Source organism: Salipiger sp. CCB-MM3 (genome assembly GCF_001687105.1).
Lineage (GTDB): Bacteria > Pseudomonadota > Alphaproteobacteria > Rhodobacterales > Rhodobacteraceae > Salipiger.
This window is the reverse complement of sequence record NZ_CP014597.1, coordinates 258,929-280,778: the sequence shown is the minus strand read 5'-3', so window position 1 is coordinate 280,778 and position 21,850 is coordinate 258,929. Positions and strand designations below refer to the sequence as shown.

Sequence of the window (21,850 nt, the reverse complement as noted above, 5' to 3'; positions counted from 1 at the left end):
CGCTTTGGATCAGACAGCGCTCGGCGGAAGATATCCCTCGTCAGGGATCTCCATTTTGAAGCCAAACCACTTTTCCTGAAGCTCGTAGAGTCGGCCGTCGTCGCGCATCTTCAGGATCACAGACGAAATGAAATCGCGCAGATCGGCGTCTTCCGGCCGGGTTACCCAAGCTTGATAGGTCCACTGAACGCCAGTCTCGATCGGCGCCGCGACCTCGAATACGTCCGGGTGTTCTTTAACCAGAACTGCGAGAGACGGGAGCGACTGGATCACTGCATCGATCTCACCGGATGCCAGAGCGGTGTAACAATCAGTGTAGGCAGTGTAGAGTTTGAGCTCCTTGAAGCCTTCTCCCTCCGATTTCAGCTTTTCATCAACAGCCTTAGCGATCGGCTCAGCAGAAGACGCGAGCTGCGTGCCAACGGTCATCCCAGCCAGACCATTTTCTGTCTCGATCGCTTCACCCTTTCGGGTCATCACATACGGCTGTCCATTGGCAATCGGCACAGTGTAGGCGTACTTCTTAGCGCGCTCCTCATTGATCGATACTGTTGTCGCCACGAAGTCGAAGTTACCTGCAAGAAGACCCGGCAGAATACCCTGCCAAGGCAGGTCCAACTGCTCGAGCTCAACGTCGAGTTCCGCGATTATCACATCTAGGATATCCTTGCCGTAGCCGACGATCTCGCCACTATCATCAACGAATTCAAACGGGGGGAAGGCCGCTTCGGTGCCAACGGTTACCTTACCGGTCTCCCGGATCTTGGCTAGTGTGCCGCCGGACTGGGCCCAGGAAAGCGAGGGCACGGATGCACTTGCGCCAGCAATAGTCATCAGTCCGAATTGGCGTCGGGTGAGTTTCATCTGGTTCTCCATGTTGGATTAGGAAGGTCCCAGACCTGCCAGTCTTTTTGCCGGCTCGGTCTGGGTATTCGTGGGAGGTGACTTACTTGCCTTCGAAATAATCAGCGCGCACTGCAGCGCCGATGAGGTTCACAGCGAGGCGGCCCGCCAAGATCGATGTGATGTTGTTCACATCCCGCGACGGTGTGATCTCGACAATGTCCATTCCAAGGACCCGCCCCTTACCTACAAGGCCGTGGATAAGCTTTCGGCATTGATGGAAGGTCAGACCTCCGGGAGCCGGACCTTCCACTCCTGGAGCCTCCGAAGGGTCGATCCCGTCGGCATCGATCGTAATGTAATAGCGACCGCCGGAGGGGATACGCTCGAGCACGGCCTCCACTCCAGCGTCATGGACTTCGAAAGCTGGTACGATGTTGGCGCCATACTCCATAGCAGCTTGGTATTCCTCAGGCCGCCCACTACCTTGCGCGCGAATGCCGATTTGGAAGATATCTCCGAAGTGGCTCATCTCCGACGCGCGCCGGATCGGGCTCGACAGACCATCGTGAACACCGTTCACCTCGTCACGCCAATCGATGTGAGCATCAATCTGTACGAGTGTGATTGGGCCCTTCTCCGGCTCACAGTCCTCCAAAGCTCTAAAGATCGGGATCGGGATCCCGTGGTCGCCACCGAACGTGATCGGCATGGCGCCGGCCTTGAAAATTTTGCGCATTGCTTCTTCGGCTTTGCGGTAGTGATCCCCGCCGGGCACGGTGAGATCGTAGGGCACATTACCCACGTCTACGGCCTTAATCGGCCGGTTGTCGTAGATGGGGCCACCGACATCAAAATCATGGCGTTCTAAACTACGCGAAACGCGATCACTCATGCGACGGATCGTATCCGGTGCATTCGACTGATCGTTGGCGAGAGCGTCTGGTGTATAGGCACTCCCATTTGGGATGCCGACGAAGGCAATGTCCGCGTCCAGCTTGTCGAGATCGGTGTTCACTTCCGAGAAGAGGAAGCTGCCGTAACTGACTGGCGCCGGCACAGTCAGTTGTTCGTTCTCAATATTTGAGACCTCGTTCATGCAATCGGCTCCTGCATTCGAATTCATCATGGTCGGGTGTCGGCGGCGCTCAATCAGTCATCCTTGCGCTCATACCGTCGGCTTCTTGCCGTGACACCAAGGTGAGCGTTCACCGCGGTTCCCAAAAGGGCGAAGTTGGCAACCGTGGTTGCGAAACGAACAACTTGGAGCACAAAATGGGCGTAAGGCAGACGCGTTTGATCGGGAACTTGTCGGAAGCCGATCTCAAAAATATGCGTATTTTCCGTAGGGTTGCGGATGCCGGTGGCGTTACCGCTGCAGCCGAGCTCCATGGCGCGGAGAAGTCGACCTACAGCCGTTCGCTGAAAGCTCTTGAAGAGCGTCTAGATGGCGCCCTTTGCGAGCGCGGGCCTAATGGTTTCCGTCTCACAGAGTACGGCCGCAGGGTCTACTCAGCAGCCACATCTCTAGAAGATGCCCTTGGAAACGTGCGCACAGAAATCAACGGCGCCCGAAAGCGCTTAACCGGCGCAATCAGTCTAGGTGTCGCGGACAACATGCTCACAAACCCGGCGGCCAAGATCTCTGATGCACTTGAGGTGTTCTTTCAGCGTGCCCCGGCGGTGAGTGTGTCACTATCCATTCTTCCACCCGATCAACTCGCGCAAGCGCTCGCGGATCGTAAAGTCCATCTCGCAGTGATCGGCGCGACCAATCTAGAACCGAACATGACGGCGACGCGTCTTTTTGAAGAGGACTACGCGCTTTATTGTTGTCCCCAACCGGGGCAACATCCACCACACCTGAACACACTGCGCTCGCGCGGTGTCGGAGTTGTTCACCGCAATTTTTCCGGACCTGGGCCCAGCGCGGATTCTCGCAAGATTACTGCAGCTTGGATCGTATTGGCGAGCGGGCTCGAAGCTGTCGCAACCTACATCAATACTGGACGATGCGTGGGATTTATGCCGCGCCACTATGTAGAAGGCATCCGAACCCGCCGACCGTTTGTCGAAGTTCCGGGAAGCGAGCATTTGCGTAGAAAGACAGAGTTCGTCGTGGCTCAAGAAACCGGGCGTACCAAGTCTCACCCCATGATCCTAATGTCGGATATCCTGAAATCAACGATGCAGAACTGAGGTGATGACCGAAGCAGCCCTCCGCCGCGCGTAAAACCCGCTTTCAGGATCTCTTAGTACGTCTCCGGGGAGTAATCCCAAGGACGTGTTTTGGCCCATCATTTATACATCGCGGAGAAGCCATCGCTGGCGGAAGCGATCGCAAAGGCGCTGGCAGACATCAATAAGACCACGGCCACCAAGTCAGGTGGTGCCTGGAAGGTCGGAGACGATGAAGTCTGCTGGCTATTCGGTCAGATGTACGAGCTGCGTGAGGCCAAAGAGTACGATGAGCTCTGCCAGAAATGGAGCCTAGACGATCTCCCAATCATCCCGGACAAGTGGAAGATGAAGGTCATCGAAGACAAGAACTGGCGTATCCATATTCGGTGTCGGCCAGGAGATTCCAGGAGCAGGTCGCATTCGTGAATTCATGCGGATGGACGGAAACTTCGCAGTTGTAACCGAGCGTCGCGTGATCATCCCGTAGCCACGACCAAAGGTGTGGCGGAAGGTCATCATTCCGCAGATGAATGCGTCTCGCCACACCTTCTCCGAATTTCGGACATGATGTCATTGCTTTAGTGCCAAACGTTATGACGTCTTTCTCGACGTCTGAGAAGTTGAAGGGCTTTAGATGAGTAACTTATTGGTGGGCTTTCAGGCCCTTTTCGCTATGGGTCTCGGTTGGGGATTCATGTCCGATGTCGTTGGACTTGGCGGCCTCGCATCGTTTGTATTCGGCTCGATCCCCGCGTGCCTGATCTACGGGTTCATCATCGGACTCATGCCCCGCATCATGAGTGTGGTCGGCGCTCTGGCATGGGCCTGGGTAGGGTTCTCACTTACGACCGAGTACAATTTGGGGACAGACACTGTCGTTGCCGCAACCGTACTTCTGGGTGCAGTTGGCGGCTTCGCCAATTTCAAATTTGCAGCCCAAAACGGCTACATGAATCGTCAAGCCCCCCAGCAGCAAGCGGCAATCCACTCCGTTTCGAACGTGACAGGCCCGGACTATGACGACACGCACGTAGATGATGAGCCCATTCTGGATGGTAACGACACGTGGCAACTAGCTCACGCCCTCGACCACTTGCTTCGCGCCAGGGCGATCAAACAGTCCACTTACAACCGGGCCATCGTAAAGCTTCCTTTGGAATTCGCCCGAGTTCCACCGAACGCTATCGACATGAAGACACTCGAGAGAGAAGAGGTTACCCCTTACAGCCTCTACCTTGCGACCATCCTAGGAGAGAGCCAACTGATCTCGGATGCCGAAGGTGATGCAGCGATCGCCGTGATTGAAACCCAGATCTCGGACCTGCCTGATGACGAATATAAGAGCCTCCAACTCGACGGGCAGAGCGAGGAGAGCGCCCAGCGTGCTGGATATGACCTCCGTATGCTTCGGCAGAAGGGCGATATCGGTTACATGCAGGGCCACTTGTTCGATTTGGCAGAGTGCCGCGCGATCTCGATGGACACCTTCCGCCGTGCAATCGTTGAGGTCGACCCCGACTACGATCTCTCGCGGGCCAAGCCGGAGAACTTCATGCACAGCGCCCCTAGGGCCTCCGCCAAGAAAGATGCCAACGAACTTCTCAAGGTCGGCCTCATTACCCGGCGGGAGCGTGACCTTGCTCACAAGGCGATCGACGAGGCCAAGTCTGCAGCCTAAGGCACCCAGCTATGCCTTCGTAAAGAGCCCCGAGTGGGGCTCTTTTTGTTTTTGATGACCTCTACCGAGTCATGAGTACCCTCAGCCAATCTTGAAGGATCTCTGGCTTGGGTCCGCGGGGTAAACGCTCTTGCGCATCATGCACTGGAATATGTGTAGGAAGACCTTCCCCGCCTCTTTGGTTCCTGGATGGGAGAGGAAGTAGTTGTGGCCCTTATCGTCACCATAGAGCGAATTCACGTTGTCACAGTTGACCTGATAGACGTTCCCCTCGCCTTTTCGAAGTTCCATGTGTGGTCCAGTGCTCCCGAGGCGCCGCATGACGTTGCCATTCTTCACGTTGGCAGCAACGCTGGCATTCAGCGCTTTGTCATCCACCGCGTAGTAGACCACAACGTTTCGAGACGCTTCGCAGATCAGTGAGCCCGAGTGCCCGGGGTCCAAAGTATCGTTGACCACGTCAGCAGCTACGAGAAATGAGTTCTGAAAAAGCCTTGGGAACCCGGCCGACACGTTTTTCCGGCGCCAATCGATAAGGGTTTGGCGATATACTCGAGCGCCCATCGAGTGGGCGAGCACATTCAGTCTCTTCAAGCATCTGGGGAATTCAGAGTTTTTCGAAAGCTTCTTCTCCATCTCGAGTTGCCACTCCAAAAACCTTGAAATGACACGAGATAGGGATGCACCACTATAGTACGCGGACCATTGATCGTCCCAGTAGTCCTGAACGATGCCAAAGTCGTTGTCACAAGGCCAGATGACCGGGAGAACAAGCACTTTTCCTGCCTGTTGGTCGCACAACTCCTGCAGTTCATGAGCTCTAGTGAGAGCGTCGTGAGGAAGTGTGTTGAACCCGTGGATGTATATCAGAACCTGATCATAATCCTGTCCCCGAATGCGTCCAAGGAGACCTTCGCTCATGATTTCGATGTGTTCGACTTTTTCAGTGTATTCCTTTTTGCCACCCCGCGTCTTTATAGAGCCCGCTTCGCAGAAGAACATGGAGTTCGACGGAGCGTTGTTATCCAGGTCGAAGGTGAACTTTCGACCCATTCTGGAGCGAATACTTTGTTCGGGAAATCTGTTAGTGATAAAAAGCATTATGAATCCTTTGCATTAAATAAAAAACACAAAAGGCCAAGAAATATACGGCGAGTCATAAAATGAACGTAAGTCAGAGTTTACCGTGATATCGACACTTCGCAAGCAAAACCAAGTTCGACATCACTGGTGACCTGCTCCCCATAGAGTCCGGGTTTACGAGTTCGCTCTGTTCAGGGTTGATGTGCTACCCGACGCGCCCTCGGCCGTCCTTAGAGTTTCCGCGCTTGCATCAGGCTCACGGGCTGGTGTCGTGAGCTGATTTGATCAGGTCTGCCGGGACCTTTTTGCCGATGGCCCCATGCGGTCATTCTTCGTTGTAGTCTCTACGCCAAGCCTCTAGCTTTTCGGCGGCATCTTCAAGGCTCATGAACCAGTGGCTGTTCAGGCATTCCGCCCGGAAGCGCCCGTTGAACGCCTCGATGAAGGCGTTGTCCGTGGGTTTTCCGGGACGCGAGAAGTCCAGCGTCACGCCCTTGGCATAGGCCCATATGTCCATGTCCTTCGAGATGAACTCGCTGCCCTGATCGACGCGGATTGTGGTTGGATAGCCGCTGCGTTTGCACACCCGTTCCAGTGTCGCGACCACATCCTCGCCGCGATAGGTGAAGCGTGCATCGAGCACCGGCACGTAGCGCGAGAAGGTGTCCACCACCGTGAGCACGCGAAGCTTGCGCCCCGTCGCGAGCTGATCGTGGACGAAGTCCATCGCCCAGATATCGTTGGGCCCGACGGCCTCCTTCCGGTCGTCGCGGAGCTTGGCCTTTACCCGCCGCTTCGGCGTCTTGTTCCGCAATTGCATGCCCAACTCCTTGTAAATGCGATAGGTCTTTTTCGCGTTGATCTCCCAGCCCTCGCGGCGCAACAGCACATGCACCCGCCTGTAACCGAAGCGGACACGGGTCTGGCAAATCTCTCGGATCCGCTGTTCCAAAGCGGCCTGCCCAGGTCGCCGAGACTTGTAGCGATAGGTCCTTGGATCGAACCGGATCACCTCGCAGGCGCGGCGGATCGACACCTACCAATCCGCCCGCATCTCGTCGACCAGCGTCCTCTTCCGGGCAGGCCTCAAAGCTAATGGGATGGTTCGCCCCGCCGCCCCGGGCGACAATCGTTGGATATCAACTCGGGAGGTAAGAAGATGCAACTTAACCCCAAGACTTGCGCCGTCTTCGGCGTCGACATCGGCAAGACGCTCTTTCACGTCGTGGGCCTCGACGCCTTTGGCGCACCTATCCAAAAAGCAAAGCTACGACGCGACACAGTTCTTCAGTTCTTCGCGGAGGCAGACCCGACCCTCGTCGGCATGGAAGCCTGTCCGGGTTCGCAGTGGCTTGCCAGGAAGCTTCGGGAGCTCGGCCATGATGTCCGCATCATCCCGGCTCAGTTCGTCAAGCCCTACGTGAAGTCGCACAAGAACGACATTATCGATGCCGAGGCGATCGCGGAAGCTGCGACCAGACCGACGATGCGGTTCGTCGGGATAAAGGAGGCGCATCAGGTCGATTTGCAGATGCTGCATCGTGTTCGCAGCCGGCTGGTGAAAGCACGGACCAATCTCATATGTCAGATGCGGTCGTATTGCTTGGAACACGGCGTCGCGCTTCGCCAAGGCGCCGGGGTGTTCAAGCTCGATATCGTCCGCGCGATCGATAATCTTGAGAACGATTTGACTGATCGAGCACGGGTTGTCTTGCGCGAGCTGCAGGAGGACCTTCTCCGTCTTGAAGAACGGATCCTCAGCGTCTCGACCGAGATTAAGAACATCGCAGACAGCGACGAAACTGCGCGTCGGCTTATGACCATTCCTGGTGTCGGCCCTCTCGGGGCGACGGCAATCCTAGCATCCATTGGTGACCCTACGCGTTTCAAGAAAGCACGTGATGTTGCTGCCTGGCTAGGACTTGTGCCGAGGCAACATTCTACTGGCGGCAAACAGACGCTGCTCGGCATAGCGAAGCGCGGGAGCAGCTACGTACGAACGCTTCTAATCCACGGCGCCCGGTCAGTCTTGATGCATCTCGATCGCGCCAAGGACCGGCTTGGCCTGTGGGTGGACGAACTCCGAACCAGGATGCACGTGAATAAGGTGACTGTCGCACTGGCGGCTAAGTTGGCGAGGGTGATTTGGGTGGTGCTCAGCGAACCTGGGGCCACATACGAACGGCGCGCTCCCGAAGGGGGCTGCGTCTAAACCTATCCGGAAAACCCGGATCAGAATGCGAGGCTCGAAATGATGACGAAAAGGACGATCGACGCGCTGTAAACCCGTTCCGAAAGCGGGCTCCGTGCCCGAACAAGCTAATTGGGAACGGCGCGTGCGGATCTCATCATGGCCTGGCTGGAAAACCAGCCCACTCGCGAGAGGCCGGATACATTTATGCAATCCTGAACGTCATCAGGAAGAACCTTGCACAGGCGGGGCGAACCATACATTTCGCTTGATGACGTCCTGCAACATCTCCTTGTCCAGCGCGAGATCGGCGACGATCTTCTTCAACCGCGTGTTCTCCTGCTCGAGCTCCCGCAGCCGCTTCATCTCGGACGGCATCAATCCCGCGTACTTCTTCTTCCAATTGAAAAAGGTCGCCGTGCTGATCCCCGCCTTGCGGCAGACCTCCACGACAGGCGTGCCATCCTCTGCCTGCTTGATGATGAACGCCTTCTGCGCGTCCGTGAACTTCGATGCCTTCATGCGTTTCCGCTCCTCTCCCAGCCAAGGAATCCGTCCGGAAAACTCTAAGCAGGAACGGGGACGTTTTAGGGGATCACATCAGAAGCAACAAGCGCGCTTGATGCGCTTAGCTTTCCAGGTCCTCGATATTCACAAAAAGAGTTTCGATGAAGCCTTCGCCGTCAATGTTCTCGGTGTGCCGTACGGCAATGCCCTCCGGTAATTCATGACCACAGAATCGCGGGTGGTCTTTGATCTTCTCTAGCCATCTATTTTGTCGACTGAAGTCGCCGAAGGCCGAGAGCCTTTCATTGAAAGCATCGTAGTCCGCTTCTTCCTCGAACGGGCCGAAAATCAGGTAATCATCCTTGGTGAAGAACCGGATAATCACACTCGTCCGGTAGGGCTCCACATACTCGAGGACTGAATCTATCTCTCGAGTAACGAGGAACTCGCCTACTGGACCTGCTCCTCCTTCAGTAAGCTCATGATCAACGGCTGCATACTCTTCTGCAGGGCACTCGCCTCTCAGCAACGCAAGCTTGAATGTCATCGACGCAAAAATGTCAGAGCCATCTTGCCGTCTAAGCCGATAATAATTGTCGTGCTCATCGACATGCATCCCAACCAGCCGCGAAGGAGTGCCTGAAATCATGTCCCATACGATCTCATCGGCATGCGGAGAGCTGAAGTCGTAGTTTACCTTAAAGCTCTTCGCCGCGCATCCCATGTCCGGAAAATTCGGGAAGCTTGGCGCATGCTTCAGCAACTCGACATAGATACTTTCTCGGTCCGGCGACCCCTTCAGAGCAAGCTCGGCGTCGTAGAGCTGGATGCGCCGATCTCCGTACACGACCCACCCCTCATCGGCGCCATCGACGCCCCAAAATAAATCAGGCTCAGTTCGACACATTCGAACGATGGGGCCAAACTGGTAGTCGGGAGTAGTTCTAACTATGAGCATGTCTTTGACATACGTTGTTAAGGTTCTGACGTGCAAGCCGTCATGCTCGGGCCGCGCACAAATGGCCTACAGTCATAGACCGAAAAGCATCAGTTCAGCGATCTCATCTGAAGTCATGCACTTAGCCGGTCTCCAATTCAGATGTCCCATGGGCGCTGACGCCGGACACTCTCGGTGAGATCACGGATCGTCCGCTCGACGTTCTTTACAAGGGGAGCAAAGGGCGATGGCAGGAGTTTCACCGTCGCTGCGCCATGGCCTTTCTCGACACCCGCCCGCCACAGGGACTAGAACCTAAACCCGAGACGGAGCTGCGTGAGAAGGTTGACTGGAAAGAGCTTGAGAAGGCCGCCGCCAAGAAAGTAGGCCGGGACCATCGTTCGGCGGTGAACCGTCAGCTGTCACAGTTCGAGATCCCAGACCCCGAAATGCGCGCCGATATTCAGGCCTGGATGCTTCGACTGCACAAGCCAGACATGTCGGAGTTCGGACTGCAGACTGCCGTTGACCAGACCATGGAGATGGTGGATTTCGTGCGGAACCATGTCGTCATCCCGGCCGCTGCCACGCGGGCGCTTGAGATCGGCAACATCGATGACTTCTGCATCGCTGGGAACCAGTTCAACTCTGGCTGGGAAGCTGCGATCCGACTATTGTTTCTTCCGGACCCCGAAAACCCGGGCGCCGGGAAGACCGCTCCAAACATCTTCGAAAACACCAGGTACTTCCTTAACGACTTCGCGCGGATCTCGTCTCAGACCATCGGCGACGGCATCCAGATGAACACGTTGGGCACCCTCAAGGAAGGGCATTGGCCGAGGCTCTTCCCAGGAAATCCAGTCGCGCCCAACGGGATCTACTTCGAAAGCCTGGACTGCACCGAAGAACTCCAGGCGGAAGGAAATCCTGGTCGCAATGCCGACGGCACACAAGGTCTGTCCCACTGTGTCGGTGGCTACACTCACCAATGCAAGAGCTCCTTTCGCACATCGCGAGCCTTCGCCGGCGCATTCAGAAGACGGACCCAGTTACTGGCGTCGTTGAAGAGAGCTTTCAGCGCTTGGCCACCGTCCAGTTTCACAAGATCCAAGACTTCAGCAAGCCTCTCACACGAGGTCAGTTCTACGCAGTGAACGACACCCGTCCATCAGCAGAAATGCAGGACGCTTTGCGCTGGTTTGAACAGGCTGTATCGACCAAGACGATTTCGCTCAATGAAGAACAAATTGGCCAGTACATGGAAGCGAATGGGGAGAGAGTTCAGTTCGACGAGGTGGAATCCGTCTGTGCCTATAAATGGAGAGAGGATGGCAATGTCACCAACGCCATGATGGCTGTCGGTCGTCTGGTTCATAAGGGTGTCACCAAGACAGTCCGCGGCATTGACGACTTTGTCGGGCATCCGGTTCTTCAGAACGTGGTAGCCTCAATCGACCCGATCTATGGCGCCACCAGAAAGCACGACGACGAGTTCGAGCCCGCCAGTATGACCATGTGAAGAATGCTAAGACTCTTAAGGAGGCCGGGTCCAATGTTTGGTTCTCGGCCTTCTTGTGTGAGCTCAGGCGTGGAACCAGTTCAGATGGACACCACCGCGGCGCTTTTTTCTGAAAAAGCCTTTCTTGGAAGGTAAAAACCTCCATGGCTTAGGCTCCATCATTTTCAGAGTTTCTCGATCCCCCTGCCCTTCGGCTTGCACTCGTCCGGTTTGAAGCATGAGTAGAACGCCCAGCATGAATAGAGCTTCTGCAGAAGCCTCGCGCCGGGCGGCGCCCGTCATGGTGTCAATGTCGGGACCGTTCTTCCTGAGGTCCTCGAGCACTTCCATTTGATCAACGTATCCTTTGGGAACGTGCGTATAGATAAGAGACATCATCCGGGCCCAGGACTCCGCCGGAACCTTACTGTAGGAGAAGCGAGCCCTCTGTGAGAGGTCCTCAAGCTGCGCCTCGTCCCAGGAAAAGAAGGCCGGCGCATGATCAACGCGCCCGTCAGAGAACCGCCAGGCAACGGTTCCGATCACAGCATCGCTGTCCTCACCGCCATAAGTCACCATCACGCCGATCCTCTCTGGATGTTCGACATCATGCATGAGCACGTCGACATCGGTCCGTCTCGCGCGTTCAGACCACTCGAACCAGCAGACTGTGTCAGGTAGCATCAGGAAGTCGAGGTTGTGCTCGATCGTGTGCGGAAACTCCGAAACCGTGTCTGAAACTGCCGTGGCCAAGCCGTCAGAGACATCGAACTGCCTGGCGTCAGGCAGAAGGGCCAGCAATTGGTCTCGCTCAGGCGCACCAGGGACGGTCGCAAGCATGGCCTGGAGGTCTTCTAGAAGGGTGTTGGTTTCGTCTTGCAGGGAATCTGGGGTCATCTCTCGAGACTAGCTCGCCTCTCTTAACGACGATTGAACTCACGTAGTTGGTGGTCCGTTGACTAGCGATGCACGTCGCTGATGGTCCATTCGCAAGCAGCTGCGAGTTTTCCACGTAGTTGATGGTCCAAAGTCCCCGCGATCCACGTAACACATGGTCCATTCTCAGTCCGATCGTCTCTCAGGAGGCCGAAAAGCACGTAATAGATGGTCCATTGCTTCAGAACTCATTGCGCGAAACCTAGTTTGAGATAATTGATCGCGTCACACTTGGTCCGTCGCATTTTCGTGCACAGAGTTATCCACGTAGTTCAGGGTCCAACCCCAACATCGACGCGTAGTTGCCGGTCCAAGCGACACTGAAAACGCGTCATACATGGTCCATTCTGTCCGAAGTCATTGGCGTGGTTTGAGCTTTCACAGGACCGCAACTGTCGCATTCCCCCAATATTTCGCCCGATCACCGCGTCTAGCACGTAGTTGACGGTCCATTTGACTCTGACACGCGTAGTTCTCGGTCCAATCAAGGGCCTCCACACGTCGCAGATGGTCCCTTCAGGATCGGCTCCTTAGTCGAGATATCTCGCGTAGTAAGTGGTTCGAGATATACTTAAATATCTGTTATTACTGCTTTAAACTGGATGTTAGCCTACCAACGAACCGAGAACTACGCGAGGTTTTCAGGTCACACTTACTGCTGATCTCCGCGGAGCGTAGTTGAGGGTCCAAGGGGCGAACCGGTAGGCGACGGGCAGCTTGCGGGAATCTAGAACGGCTCCCGAGGTATCCAACTATAAACCGCAGACGCCACCCTTGGGTGAATAATTACGTCTGTAAATCAAGAACTTGAGGACCCTATGGCCCACCAACTACGTGCAAGAGAAGATTCGGGGCCAGGAGTCCCACCTGGATCGTTCTTGTGCCGCGTTGGACCAGAAACTACGCGGGGCACCCAAAGTGACCTTGAAGATGGACCATCAACTACGTCAGATTTCTGTCTGACGGACCGGCAACTACGTATGAATCCGTTTGCGTCGAAAGAGGCGGATGTGAACAATGGTGACCAACGAGCAGGGAACATAAAATCAGGCCGAGAAATGGCGTCTAGAATGCTGGAAACGGTAGACATTGAGGGTACGGAAGAGCTCGAGGGCATGGATGTAGCGCAGCTGCCTCTTGACCTCGGCGACCAAAGCCGTGTGACGGGCATCGGCAACAAGCCGTTGCTCATGGTCTTCAAGTTCTTCGCGATTGCGACCACAGAGATGTCTCTGGTTACTAAAGCGCCTTGGAACGATGTGACGGTGGAACTGCGGTGTGAACCGAACCCAAAGTACGGTTTGGCAACTCAGTTCGACAAGCACTTCTTCATGTTCGTCATCTCAAAAATGGCTCATATCAGGCGTTCGACCGGCACCACGCCGCGGAACGTAGACGTGACGATCTCCGAGTACCTCCGCGCTACCAACACGACTTCGACTGGCTACGCTTACGATCAGGTCCGTTTGAGCATTCAGCGCCTTCAGAGCATGCGGATCTACACCAACATCGAGATGAACGGCCGCGGTGTAGATGAGTGGTTCAGCTGGTTCCAGAGGGCGAGCATGCACTATGAGACTCGGAATGTGGGCGGGAAAGAGCGCCGCTGCATGACGTCTTTCTCGATCGAGCCGTGTGACTGGATCGTTGCCGCAATCGACGAAGACGCTGAGCTTCTCAACTATGCGCCTGAGTACTTCCAGCTCAAGAGCGCCTTTGTGCAGAGGATTTATGAAGTCGCGAGGGTAGAAAGCGCTCAGGAGGTTTTCAAGATCAGCCTCGAGAAACTCATGATGCACACTGGTTTCGACCAGGACCCTAAGGCATTCAGGAAGAACTTCCGCCGGCAGGTTGTGGGCGCCAATGGCGCCACGATGGTTCCTGGCCATGCCGTATACGCTTACAGTACTGCGGCACCTGGTAGATCCGTCGAGTTCAATCGCCGCGTAAAAGCGGAAGACCAGTGGTACGTGTTCGTTCGAGGCGCCAAACAACAGGCACGTCTTGATCGTCACCTCGACGACATCCCGGACTGGGACCCGTCGCTCAATGACTATGAAATCAGAACGATTACTCCGAGCGCGGAGCGACTGAAGGAGGCAGCAAGCAAGAGGCACTAAATGAAAGAGGTGACCAGAGCGCCAACTCTGATCACCCCTCGATATAAAACCCCTGAGGGCCTTAGATCATACTAGCACTCTGATCATAGGCATCCTCGGAACCGCTTACAATAGAAAAGGACCGGAATGAGTAAATTCCGGCCACGGAGCAGTGATGTCTATCGAAACCCCGGAGCCGTTTGTTCGGCATCCGGCGTGGTGGGGCAAGCGTCTCAAGGGGAAGGGTATGCACCTTTCGCTCTTGAACACGCTCTCTTCGCACGCCGACGCAACAGCTGACACTTGTTTTCCCTCGCAGGGAGAACTTGCCGAGATTCTTGGTCGCTCTCGACCTTGGGTGAATGCGGCAATCAAAGAGCTCGTGAACCTTGGGCTTCTCGTGAAAGTCAACCGCATCAAGAAAACCCGCACCGGCTACGCGACTACAAGCTGTCTCTACAAGCTCATCTATCGTGAGAACGACTGCTGCGTTGCTGCTGAGCAAGAGACTGAGAATGCAGATAGAATTTTGAGTGTCAGTCCTCTGACACCCCCTGTAAAGCAGCCTAACACAAACAAGAATCCAACTAACAAATCTCTCTCTGAAATTTCAGTTGATGAATGGGAGCCGAAGCCCGCAACCGTAACCACGCTGACGGACGCTCTCGGCTCCGAAGCCGGGAAGCGGTATCTCGGCAAGTTCCGTGCGAAGGTCAAAGATCGCGGCTATCAGTACTCGGATTTCGACCTCGCGATCTTGGAATGGCTCGATGCAGATCGGAAGCGGGGACTAACTCAGACCTCGGTCCCGAAATCTGGTGCCCGTAGCTCGTCGAGGCCAACGAAAGAGGTCGGAAGCAAGATCGATACCGATGTTGAGGCGCTCATGGCGTCCGATGCAATGATCTCTGGACAAACGAAGGTGGTCGCCGGGGCTCTCCTGGCTGGCAGCGCCCTTCCCCCTCAGGCTTCTGAAGCGTCTCGGTTCCGGGCGGCCTGCCTTCTTGTGGCAAGAGATCGCGGGGTCGATTTCTACCGGTCGTGGCTGTCTTCTCTGAAAATGGGGGCAATCAAAGATGATACGCTCGTGGTCTCGGGTGGGACGGTATTCGGCCGTCGATATGTCAGCGAGAACTGTGATGGCGCCCTCACCCGAGCTTGCCGGGCTGCAGGACTGCGCTTCCAGCGTCTTAGGTTTTCATAGCGCGGCAACTGGCAGCTTCGTTGTGCCTTGCGATGATTTGGCCAACCTGAGGAGTACAGATAACGAGGATCAGACCCGTGAATACACAAGTGGATGCCATCGAGATGGCAAAGCGCGCGCGGCAAGCCGTTGTGGCCTTCGGATACGTGAACAAAGAAGCTCGAGCCGTGGTCTTCGAGGCTCACGATCTGTAGTCGGGCGACGCTCGACAAGAGGTTGCGCGTGTCTTGTAGGGTTGTGCGCTCGTTGCGGATCACCTGCAGTAACCCGCGGAAGACGTCTCCGTCATGGCGAGGCTGATCCGCGCGCAGACGGAACTGAACTCTGACCTGCTCATCTTGAATGAGCTCGACCCAGCCCTGGGTCTTTCTGATAACGACGGGACGCTTAGACGAGAGGCGTGCGCAATCGACGGCGATAAGGTCGGCGTTGTCCTCGGCAACACGGCTGTCTGCAGAGTCGAGCGGTTTCAGGTTATCCTTATCTACTGTTAATTTATTCTTTTAGATGTAAGTGTTGATCTTTAGGTTTCGGAGAATTATAAGAATAGATTTGCCACGTGACGAGCGGAGGTCATTTGCCAGACGAGGTGCGGGAGGCTATGGCCGAAGACACTCTGGACGCCGTTATGGCAGATGCCTCGGCGCGTATCCGCTGTGGTGACGATGTCCGGACCGCACTCTGGCGATCAGTTCGGCACCTTTGGGAGGCGGAGCTATTTGAGGACTTCGAAGTCGATCGGACCCACGGGGATTTCGCATGGCCGTTGGTTATGAGCGCGCGAGAAGACGACTTCGATCGGGTTTCGCAGGCTCTGGCGCATGCAAAGGCTCTCGCGGTGTCTGCTGTTACGGTGGTAACAGAGAGCTCGACTGAGGATTTTTGGGGGCTGTTGGATGTCCCCTGCCCGGACGATCGCTGTATTTATTGTGGGCTGGCCTTGTCTTACGAGCCGGTAGCGGAAGGCGCTCCGAGCTTGCACGCCCGTTGTCAGCCTGTGATGGGAACTCTGAAGAGCGCCATTTTCGAGAGCGCATTAAGGCTTGAGCGAGAGAATAGCGGAGTGTCGCAGGCAGCCGACGAGAGACGTGACGACGTTCACGAGCCTGAAGAAACTGTCGAGCAAGTGCTAGTCGGCGTCGAGAGCCTGCTCTCTCACTTCAAGGGAGAGCTATATACCGAGCAAGTAGAGCCGTCTGTGTGAGCGGAAGCTGTTACCGTGGTAACAGAAGCGGGCGTCCGGTCGACCGGGACGGAAATCCTCTAGGTATGATTTCGAGGGAATGTTCAGCCGGTCAGGATGCGCATCTATAGGAACTTGTCCCCGGTTGAGGCGATGATAGAGCAAGGAACTCTATCAGGCAGCCAGTGATTTGTTACTGTGGTAACAGCGCAGGGTCTGGACCACGGTCCGGTAGGTTTTGTTGAGCAGGGTCCCTCTGAGGAAGCTTTGGTAGAGCTGTTACCGTGGTAACAGGAGAGCTCGCACAAGAATTGTTTGCGGATCGGGAAGTGACGCACGACGGTCATGATTGTGCGGAGGGTAATGTCTTGAGTCGTGTCACGGGTCTTTCCGGTTGGACAACATCCCGTGCGGCTGGGTGACCTTCATGCCTTATTACCCCCCTTTTTAGCCAGCGAATGAAAAGAGGGGTAAGGCAGATTTCAGCTGTCCTGTGGGAAGGTAACCTTCGTAGGGACTGTGGCTTCGATGTGCAATGAGCACGGTCGTTACCACGGTAACAGACGAAAAAAGAGCCCCGGTGCAACCGAGGCTCTTTGGCATTTAGGTATGGTGATGCGAGTTTAGTCGAGAGCGTCTCGCAGGATGTCTTCAATCGCCGCGCCGATCTTTTGCAGGGTTTCGTCGGAAATCTTTCCGCCGCGGATCTTCAGGTCGGCGCCAGTTTTGAGACTGTCCATGTGGCATTGGTAGCCAGCAAACCGCCGCGTCTGGCGGATCGGAGGAGCCGATACAGAACGCGAACGGTGGTCTTTGACTTCGCGAGTATCCTGCTCTTGTCCGATCTCAATGTCATCGTGCGCGATTGCAGTCGGTGAGTCTTCTGCTGTTACTGCGGTAACAGCCTCTACAGGCTCTCCGCTTGTGAGCTGCGGTAGAAGCTTGCGAAGGGCAGTGTGTGTGAGGTCGCGGCCCTGGTTCGGAAGCGTATTGATCTCGGTTTCCAACGAAAGGACCTTAAGACCGTTCACAACGTACTGGCGGTTCACTCCGAGTTCCTTCGCGATGGTTTCGCCGGAAACACCTTCGGTCCTCTGCTGCATTTCCTTGGCAAGACCGCCAACTGAACGCAAGAAGTCGATTGGCGTCAGGTCCTGACGCATCGAGTTCTCGAAGAAACGCTTGCGGAGGTCATCGTAGAGCTCGCCGGCATTCAAGAACGCAACGACCTTGATCCCAAGCCGACGGCAGGCTTCGATCCGACGACGGCCTGCCTGAACCAAGAACTTGACGTCCTCATCGTCTTGGATATCGCGGACTTCATATCTGCCGGCACGTGGAACCCAGTTCGGATCGCTGACACGAAGTTCAACTGGCGTCATCTGGCCTTCCTTCTGGATATTGTAGGCCAGAGCCTCAATCTCCGGGTCGTTTTGCCAGTCGTGCGAGCGGTCGGTTCCGACTTCGTCTTCGATGAGGGATACGGGGACCTCAACCGTTTGCTGACGCGAGAAAATTTGGTCGAGTGTCTTTCGGCGGATAGCGTTCATCCGCATTGCATCGTGCTGTCCCGACGGCTGCTCATGCAGGTTCGATGCCTCAGCCTCTTGATGCTGCAGAGGCGCCGTTTCGGCGTCGGCTGTTACCGCGGTAACAGGTGCTGCCGTCGGTTTCTTGCGGGAAAGTTTGCTCATGCTGCCTGCTCCTCGTCGTCGTCAGCCCAAAGCTCAGCTTCGACGATCTCTTGGAAACCCCTGCCGGGTTGGTTCGGATACACGCGCTTAAACAGCGCATCATTGACCGCGTTCACGTATTTGATGAAACGTTGCTGAGCAACACGGCCGCCGGGAGTAGGGGTCCACTCATAGTTGCTCTTGTACTCTTTGGCTGCGTTAGGCACCGCGACGCTTCTGATCGCGTAGAGAGGCAGGAAGTCGGTCGGAGCACGCTCGATCAGTTCTGCGAACTGTTCACGGTCAGTGCTATTGGTCTCATCGACGTTTGTTACCAGGACACTATGCGTCCCTTGGCCGAGTTCGAGGTTGGGGTCGAGCTCCATGTGGGTGTCGATGATGCTCCGAACGCTCTCTACGTAAACGCTGAGAGAGTTCAGATCGAAGCCGCGGGAGCCGATGACCACAGCAAGGTTGGTCGCTGCGATAATGCCGTTCATCTGTGTCGTCGTCAGCGAGGGCTGCTGGTCGATAATGATGATATCAACCGTCTCGTTGAGCGCTTCTTGGTACCGCTCGTTGTCAAAGCTTCCATCTGCACGGCGCAGATCGCTCGGCTGGGTTTTGGATGGGTACCCTGCACTCCAACGTTCGATCGCGTCCTTTAAGATGAAGTCGAGGCGGCGACGGTTGTCGGCTTTAAGGCTCAAGTTGTAGAGGACCAGGTCTCCGCGCTGGATTTCAGGCCCACCAGGGATGATGCGAATGCCGGGCCAAGGAGTTGGCTGCCACATGGCATTGAGCTTATCGGCCGGCTCATCGACAACGTCATTGGAGCCATAGTCGCGAACGCCCATAAAGCTGGCAACGGTGCCGTCCTTCCGGTCGAACACTTCGAGCTGTTGGTTCGCATAGTAGAGCGTCGTGGTCGCCTGAGGGTCGGTATCCATGATCCCGACGCGCATGCCGTAGTAGAGGCTAAGGTACTGTGCGAAGTGCGATGCCGAGATTGATTTTCCGCTGCCACCCTTGAGGCTGGAAAAGCATACAACCGGGATGGGAGAAGTGTCCTCGGGGTCGCGCCAGAAAAGGTGGTTTTTCCGTGCTCTCGGGGCGCTGGAGAGCATCGCGCGGACTTTCATAACGTCCTCGATGTCGAAGCGCTTTTCGCGCCCGATCTTATCGACCTGCGGGAAATCAGCGTCTGCAGCGCTTGCTCTCGTGATCGTGGCGGGATCGACGTCGAGGAGTTCTGCGACTTCCTTAAGAGAGAACTTGCGCTCCACGCGTCGATTTACGGTGTCGTCCCGCCGGCCAACGCTGTCGATGCTTCTCAGCATCGCGCTCAAACGACGGAAAAAGCTCGGCATCTGCCCGATAGCCGTGTGTTTCATCTCGTTGTCCTTGATAGCTGCTCTATGCTTTGGGTTTTTTGTGTTTTGACCCAAAATGGCCTGCATTGAATCTAAATATCAAGGGAATTCAGAAATTAGGCCAGAGATGTCTGAGGTTTGAGTGTTAGGTTGCCTATTCGCAACGGTTGAGAAGCCAATCACCGGTTGATCGGAGCGGCTGTTACCACGGTAACAGCTGCCGAGGTCGAAGCTCTAGCTCGCGAGTTTTTGGTCGCTCTCGCTTGTGGGTGGCTCATCGCTGTGCTCCACCCGTGCGATGACAGAAGCATAAGGGTCCTCTGGTGTCTTGGGTTCGGGCTCGAGATCATGGCCCATTGCAGCAGAAAGACCTTCCGGAAGGGAGCTCGAGATCTTTTCTGCGAGAATACTCCAGGGTTCCCGTTCTGCATCCTCCATCATGCCTGGAAGGACATGCTCGCAGGCGTTCTCGGTGAGATTTGAGAGCCTTGGGTTGAGAAGCTCATCCGGTGACGCAGCCGCCCAGGATTGGCCCTTCTCCGTGAGCTGCAAGTTCTCGTCACAAAGCTCTCGTTCGATGAAGTTTTCGATGTGATTGGCCCATGTGCTGGGGCGACCAAGACCGAGGGCAACAGCTTTCTCAAGCAAGACGGTGTCCGGCATACGCTGTGTCGTCGAGCTTTCCTGAAACGTCTTCTCTCCCGGAAAACGAGGTCCGATCTCACGCGTCCAGTTCCGGCCGGCAACGAATTTGGCGACCTTGTCGTCGAAGCCGCTCCGTTTAAGGAAGGTCTCGATCTCGCCTGAACGAGCGATCTGCCGCTCGCGGGGGAGGGAAGAGCGCACCATGTTGCGAGCGACCATTGTTCTCACGCCGTGATCGTCACCGAGCTTACGGGGATCTTTGGAAACATCGACGTCGCCGATAGGGTAGCTTTGGAGTTCTGCTGGAGAGTCAAATCCGTTCAGCTCGAGGATCTGGTCAATGTTGTCGAGATTGCCTAGGGCCTCTGCTGAGAAACCTCCTTCTGCCCACGTATTCATTGCGCCGGGACCTAAAAACCAAGCGCCACCCAACAAGCCAGCTTCGTTGATTTGGCCACCCACGCCTGACTTTGCAGTGGAACTGAGACTGTCCCACATGTTGCCTGCCAGCTCCATTGCCATCTGATCCTGCACAACCCTTCCGGAGTCCGATGCGAGTAGGTCCTGATAAGAGGAGACACCCATCGACACTGCTTTGTCGGTGAATACTGCTTGATCCCAGTCCGACGCGCCTGGCTCGACATACCCAAGGTTCTGCCAGTTCTCGATTGTGATTTGGTACTTCCCAGCCGCAGTTGATCCTTGGCCGATGCCACTCCCAATCGGGTCATTTGGCCCTGAGCCATGGTCAGCTCCGTAGCCATCATTGGGCCAGCCTCGGCTCTCCTGGCCAGCGGTTTGCTCGAACCACTCCATAGGGGCAACCGGCGCAGCGAAAGCTGGTATCGCGCTCGAAGCCATCAAGGAGATAACCGAAACGGCCGCAACGAATTGTTTATTCTGAAATCTCATGGGCAAAACCTCTCTTTATCCCGGCACTGCCAGGGACGTGAATGTCTCTTTGTGTGAGTAAGTTTGCCCGTCGAAAGCATAGGACGAGAAACCGTAGCGGCCGAAGGTGTAGAGATCGTCTCCAGAGAGGCCGAGTTGGCCGGCGTAGGACAGGAAGTCTCCGATCTTGTTGCCGTCACTGTCGTAGACCAGTACAGGGCAGATGTTGGTGCCCGTGCAGTCGGGGATAATCCGGGAACGGACGATACTCTCGTCTTCCCCATTGCCGGTGAGGTCGGCGAGTTCACGCGTCACCTGGCTGATTTTGCGAATATCGGAATCGGAGCGCGAAAGCGCGTTGGAAGGGCTGCTGATGGATTCAACGCGTGCGAAGTCGGTAGGGGAGGGCTCGTAGGCGCCATTCATCCAAGACCACTGAACGTTGTGATCCTGATATAGCGTGCGAGCGCACTGCTGCTTTTCAGAGCCGACTGCCAGTGTCGCGCTACGGGTCTCCAAGATCTCCTGCCAACGAGCCCCCCCCATAGTAGAGGAGAGAGATGTCGCATCTATCTTGCTCGCACGTTTCATCGAATTTCACTGCGATCTCAGCATTCCCAACGTCGTTTATGTCCACGATGGCGGTGGACATCGTCTGGGCGCGCCCAAACTTGGATTGCGCGACCCCTAGCGCGCCGCCATTGTCTCCTGCATTGAATTTGAGCGCTGTCATAGATTGAGCCCCGGCTGAGGTGGCCAGAAGGGCGAGCGCTGAAGCGACCAGAGATTTGTTCTTCATTTCGTCTATCCTTTTGTGTCGATATATGCGCCCGACGATCACTTGTGGGGTAAGGCGCTCAAAATTTGTTTATTAAGACGGAGGTCCGGACGGCGGAGCGGGAGCGTCTTCCTGGTCGAGCGCCGCGTC

The 21,850-nt window shown here is 55.8% G+C and carries 19 protein-coding genes and 2 pseudogenes; 9 read left to right on the top strand and 12 right to left on the bottom strand.

Annotation, left to right across the window (positions count from 1 at the left end; all coding sequences use genetic code 11):
- Positions 1-9: 9 nt before the first annotated feature.
- Both AYJ57_RS21725 and AYJ57_RS21720 read right to left on the bottom strand, forming a co-directional pair.
- Positions 10-864, bottom strand: a complete 855-nt coding sequence (locus AYJ57_RS21725) for a transporter substrate-binding domain-containing protein (protein WP_066111058.1) — start codon at positions 862-864, stop codon at positions 10-12.
- Between the two features lie 82 nt (positions 865-946).
- The gene (locus tag AYJ57_RS21720) at positions 947-1,942 is read right to left on the bottom strand and encodes an agmatinase (RefSeq protein WP_066110931.1); all 996 of its coding nucleotides are present in this window, start codon (positions 1,940-1,942) and stop codon (positions 947-949) included.
- A 101-nt stretch (positions 1,943-2,043) separates the two neighbouring features.
- On the opposite strand from AYJ57_RS21720, the gene AYJ57_RS25695 reads away from it, so the two are divergent.
- From AYJ57_RS25695 to AYJ57_RS21710, 3 genes are all read left to right on the top strand, one after another.
- Complete coding sequence (locus AYJ57_RS25695) at positions 2,044-3,042, top strand: LysR family transcriptional regulator (RefSeq protein WP_157374362.1); 999 nt, start codon at positions 2,044-2,046, stop codon at positions 3,040-3,042.
- 90 nt (positions 3,043-3,132) lie between these two features.
- Positions 3,133-3,450 (top strand): hypothetical protein, encoded by a 318-nt coding sequence (locus AYJ57_RS21715; protein ID WP_066110929.1) that lies wholly within the window; start codon positions 3,133-3,135, stop codon positions 3,448-3,450.
- Positions 3,451-3,718: 268 nt separating this feature from the next.
- Positions 3,719-4,702 carry a hypothetical protein gene (locus tag AYJ57_RS21710; RefSeq protein ID WP_157374361.1) on the top strand — a complete coding sequence of 328 codons (984 nt, stop codon included), beginning with the start codon at positions 3,719-3,721 and terminating at the stop codon, positions 4,700-4,702.
- An 81-nt stretch (positions 4,703-4,783) separates the two neighbouring features.
- Here the strand turns inward: AYJ57_RS21710 and AYJ57_RS21705 are convergent, their stop codons facing one another.
- Together AYJ57_RS21705 and AYJ57_RS21700 are read right to left on the bottom strand one after the other, a co-directional pair.
- Positions 4,784-5,803 (bottom strand): alpha/beta hydrolase, encoded by a 1,020-nt coding sequence (locus AYJ57_RS21705; RefSeq protein ID WP_066110925.1) that lies wholly within the window; start codon positions 5,801-5,803, stop codon positions 4,784-4,786.
- A gap of 238 nt (positions 5,804-6,041) precedes the next feature.
- Positions 6,042-6,878, bottom strand: a pseudogene (locus AYJ57_RS21700) (IS3 family transposase); the annotation flags it as partial.
- Between the two features lie 66 nt (positions 6,879-6,944).
- Here AYJ57_RS21700 and AYJ57_RS21695 point away from each other — a divergent pair.
- The gene (locus AYJ57_RS21695; RefSeq protein ID WP_066110923.1) at positions 6,945-7,997 is read left to right on the top strand and encodes an IS110 family transposase; all 1,053 of its coding nucleotides are present in this window, start codon (positions 6,945-6,947) and stop codon (positions 7,995-7,997) included.
- Positions 7,998-8,240: 243 nt separating this feature from the next.
- On the opposite strand, the pseudogene AYJ57_RS21690 reads toward AYJ57_RS21695, so the two are convergent.
- Positions 8,241-8,498: pseudogene (locus AYJ57_RS21690) on the bottom strand (transposase); the annotation flags it as partial.
- Positions 8,499-8,604: 106 nt separating this feature from the next.
- Positions 8,605-9,330, bottom strand: a complete 726-nt coding sequence (locus AYJ57_RS21685; protein ID WP_157374360.1) for a hypothetical protein — start codon at positions 9,328-9,330, stop codon at positions 8,605-8,607.
- A 365-nt stretch (positions 9,331-9,695) separates the two neighbouring features.
- Between AYJ57_RS21685 and AYJ57_RS21680 the strand changes: the two genes are divergently transcribed.
- Both AYJ57_RS21680 and AYJ57_RS21675 read left to right on the top strand, forming a co-directional pair.
- Complete coding sequence (locus AYJ57_RS21680; RefSeq protein ID WP_066110918.1) at positions 9,696-10,574, top strand: hypothetical protein; 879 nt, start codon at positions 9,696-9,698, stop codon at positions 10,572-10,574.
- Positions 10,571-10,939 (top strand): hypothetical protein, encoded by a 369-nt coding sequence (locus AYJ57_RS21675; RefSeq protein WP_157374359.1) that lies wholly within the window; start codon positions 10,571-10,573, stop codon positions 10,937-10,939. Before AYJ57_RS21680 ends, AYJ57_RS21675 begins: the two co-directional genes overlap by 4 nt.
- A 63-nt stretch (positions 10,940-11,002) precedes the next feature.
- Here AYJ57_RS21675 and AYJ57_RS21670 read toward each other — a convergent pair whose 3' ends face one another.
- A complete protein-coding gene (locus AYJ57_RS21670) occupies positions 11,003-11,815 on the bottom strand; it encodes a hypothetical protein (protein WP_066110914.1) in 813 nt (270 codons plus the stop codon).
- Between the two features lie 1,109 nt (positions 11,816-12,924).
- Between AYJ57_RS21670 and AYJ57_RS21665 the strand changes: the two genes are divergently transcribed.
- The 3 genes from AYJ57_RS21665 (at position 12,925) to AYJ57_RS21650 (ending at position 16,361) form a co-directional block, all read left to right on the top strand.
- Positions 12,925-13,974 (top strand): replication initiator protein A, encoded by a 1,050-nt coding sequence (locus AYJ57_RS21665; RefSeq protein ID WP_066110913.1) that lies wholly within the window; start codon positions 12,925-12,927, stop codon positions 13,972-13,974.
- Between the two features lie 154 nt (positions 13,975-14,128).
- Positions 14,129-15,157, top strand: a complete 1,029-nt coding sequence (locus AYJ57_RS21660) for a helix-turn-helix domain-containing protein (RefSeq protein ID WP_066110911.1) — start codon at positions 14,129-14,131, stop codon at positions 15,155-15,157.
- 601 nt (positions 15,158-15,758) lie between these two features.
- Entirely contained in the window at positions 15,759-16,361 is a 603-nt protein-coding gene (locus AYJ57_RS21650; RefSeq protein WP_157374358.1) for a hypothetical protein, read from the top strand.
- Between the two features lie 602 nt (positions 16,362-16,963).
- Here the strand turns inward: AYJ57_RS21650 and AYJ57_RS21645 are convergent.
- From AYJ57_RS21645 to AYJ57_RS21625, 5 genes are all read right to left on the bottom strand, one after another.
- On the bottom strand, positions 16,964-18,034 hold the full coding sequence (locus AYJ57_RS21645) for a ParB/RepB/Spo0J family partition protein (protein WP_066110905.1): 1,071 nt from the start codon (positions 18,032-18,034) through the stop codon (positions 16,964-16,966).
- Positions 18,031-19,407, bottom strand: a complete 1,377-nt coding sequence (locus AYJ57_RS21640; protein ID WP_066110903.1) for a ParA family protein — start codon at positions 19,405-19,407, stop codon at positions 18,031-18,033. The genes AYJ57_RS21645 and AYJ57_RS21640 overlap by 4 nt, the downstream gene beginning before the upstream one ends.
- Positions 19,408-19,620: 213 nt before the next feature.
- Positions 19,621-20,943 (bottom strand): hypothetical protein, encoded by a 1,323-nt coding sequence (locus AYJ57_RS21635; RefSeq protein ID WP_066110900.1) that lies wholly within the window; start codon positions 20,941-20,943, stop codon positions 19,621-19,623.
- 15 nt (positions 20,944-20,958) lie between these two features.
- Positions 20,959-21,441, bottom strand: coding sequence for a hypothetical protein (locus AYJ57_RS21630; RefSeq protein WP_066110898.1), 483 nt, complete (start codon positions 21,439-21,441; stop codon positions 20,959-20,961).
- Complete coding sequence (locus tag AYJ57_RS21625; protein ID WP_066110896.1) at positions 21,428-21,721, bottom strand: hypothetical protein; 294 nt, start codon at positions 21,719-21,721, stop codon at positions 21,428-21,430. The genes AYJ57_RS21630 and AYJ57_RS21625 overlap by 14 nt, the downstream gene beginning before the upstream one ends.
- Positions 21,722-21,850 lie beyond the last annotated feature (129 nt).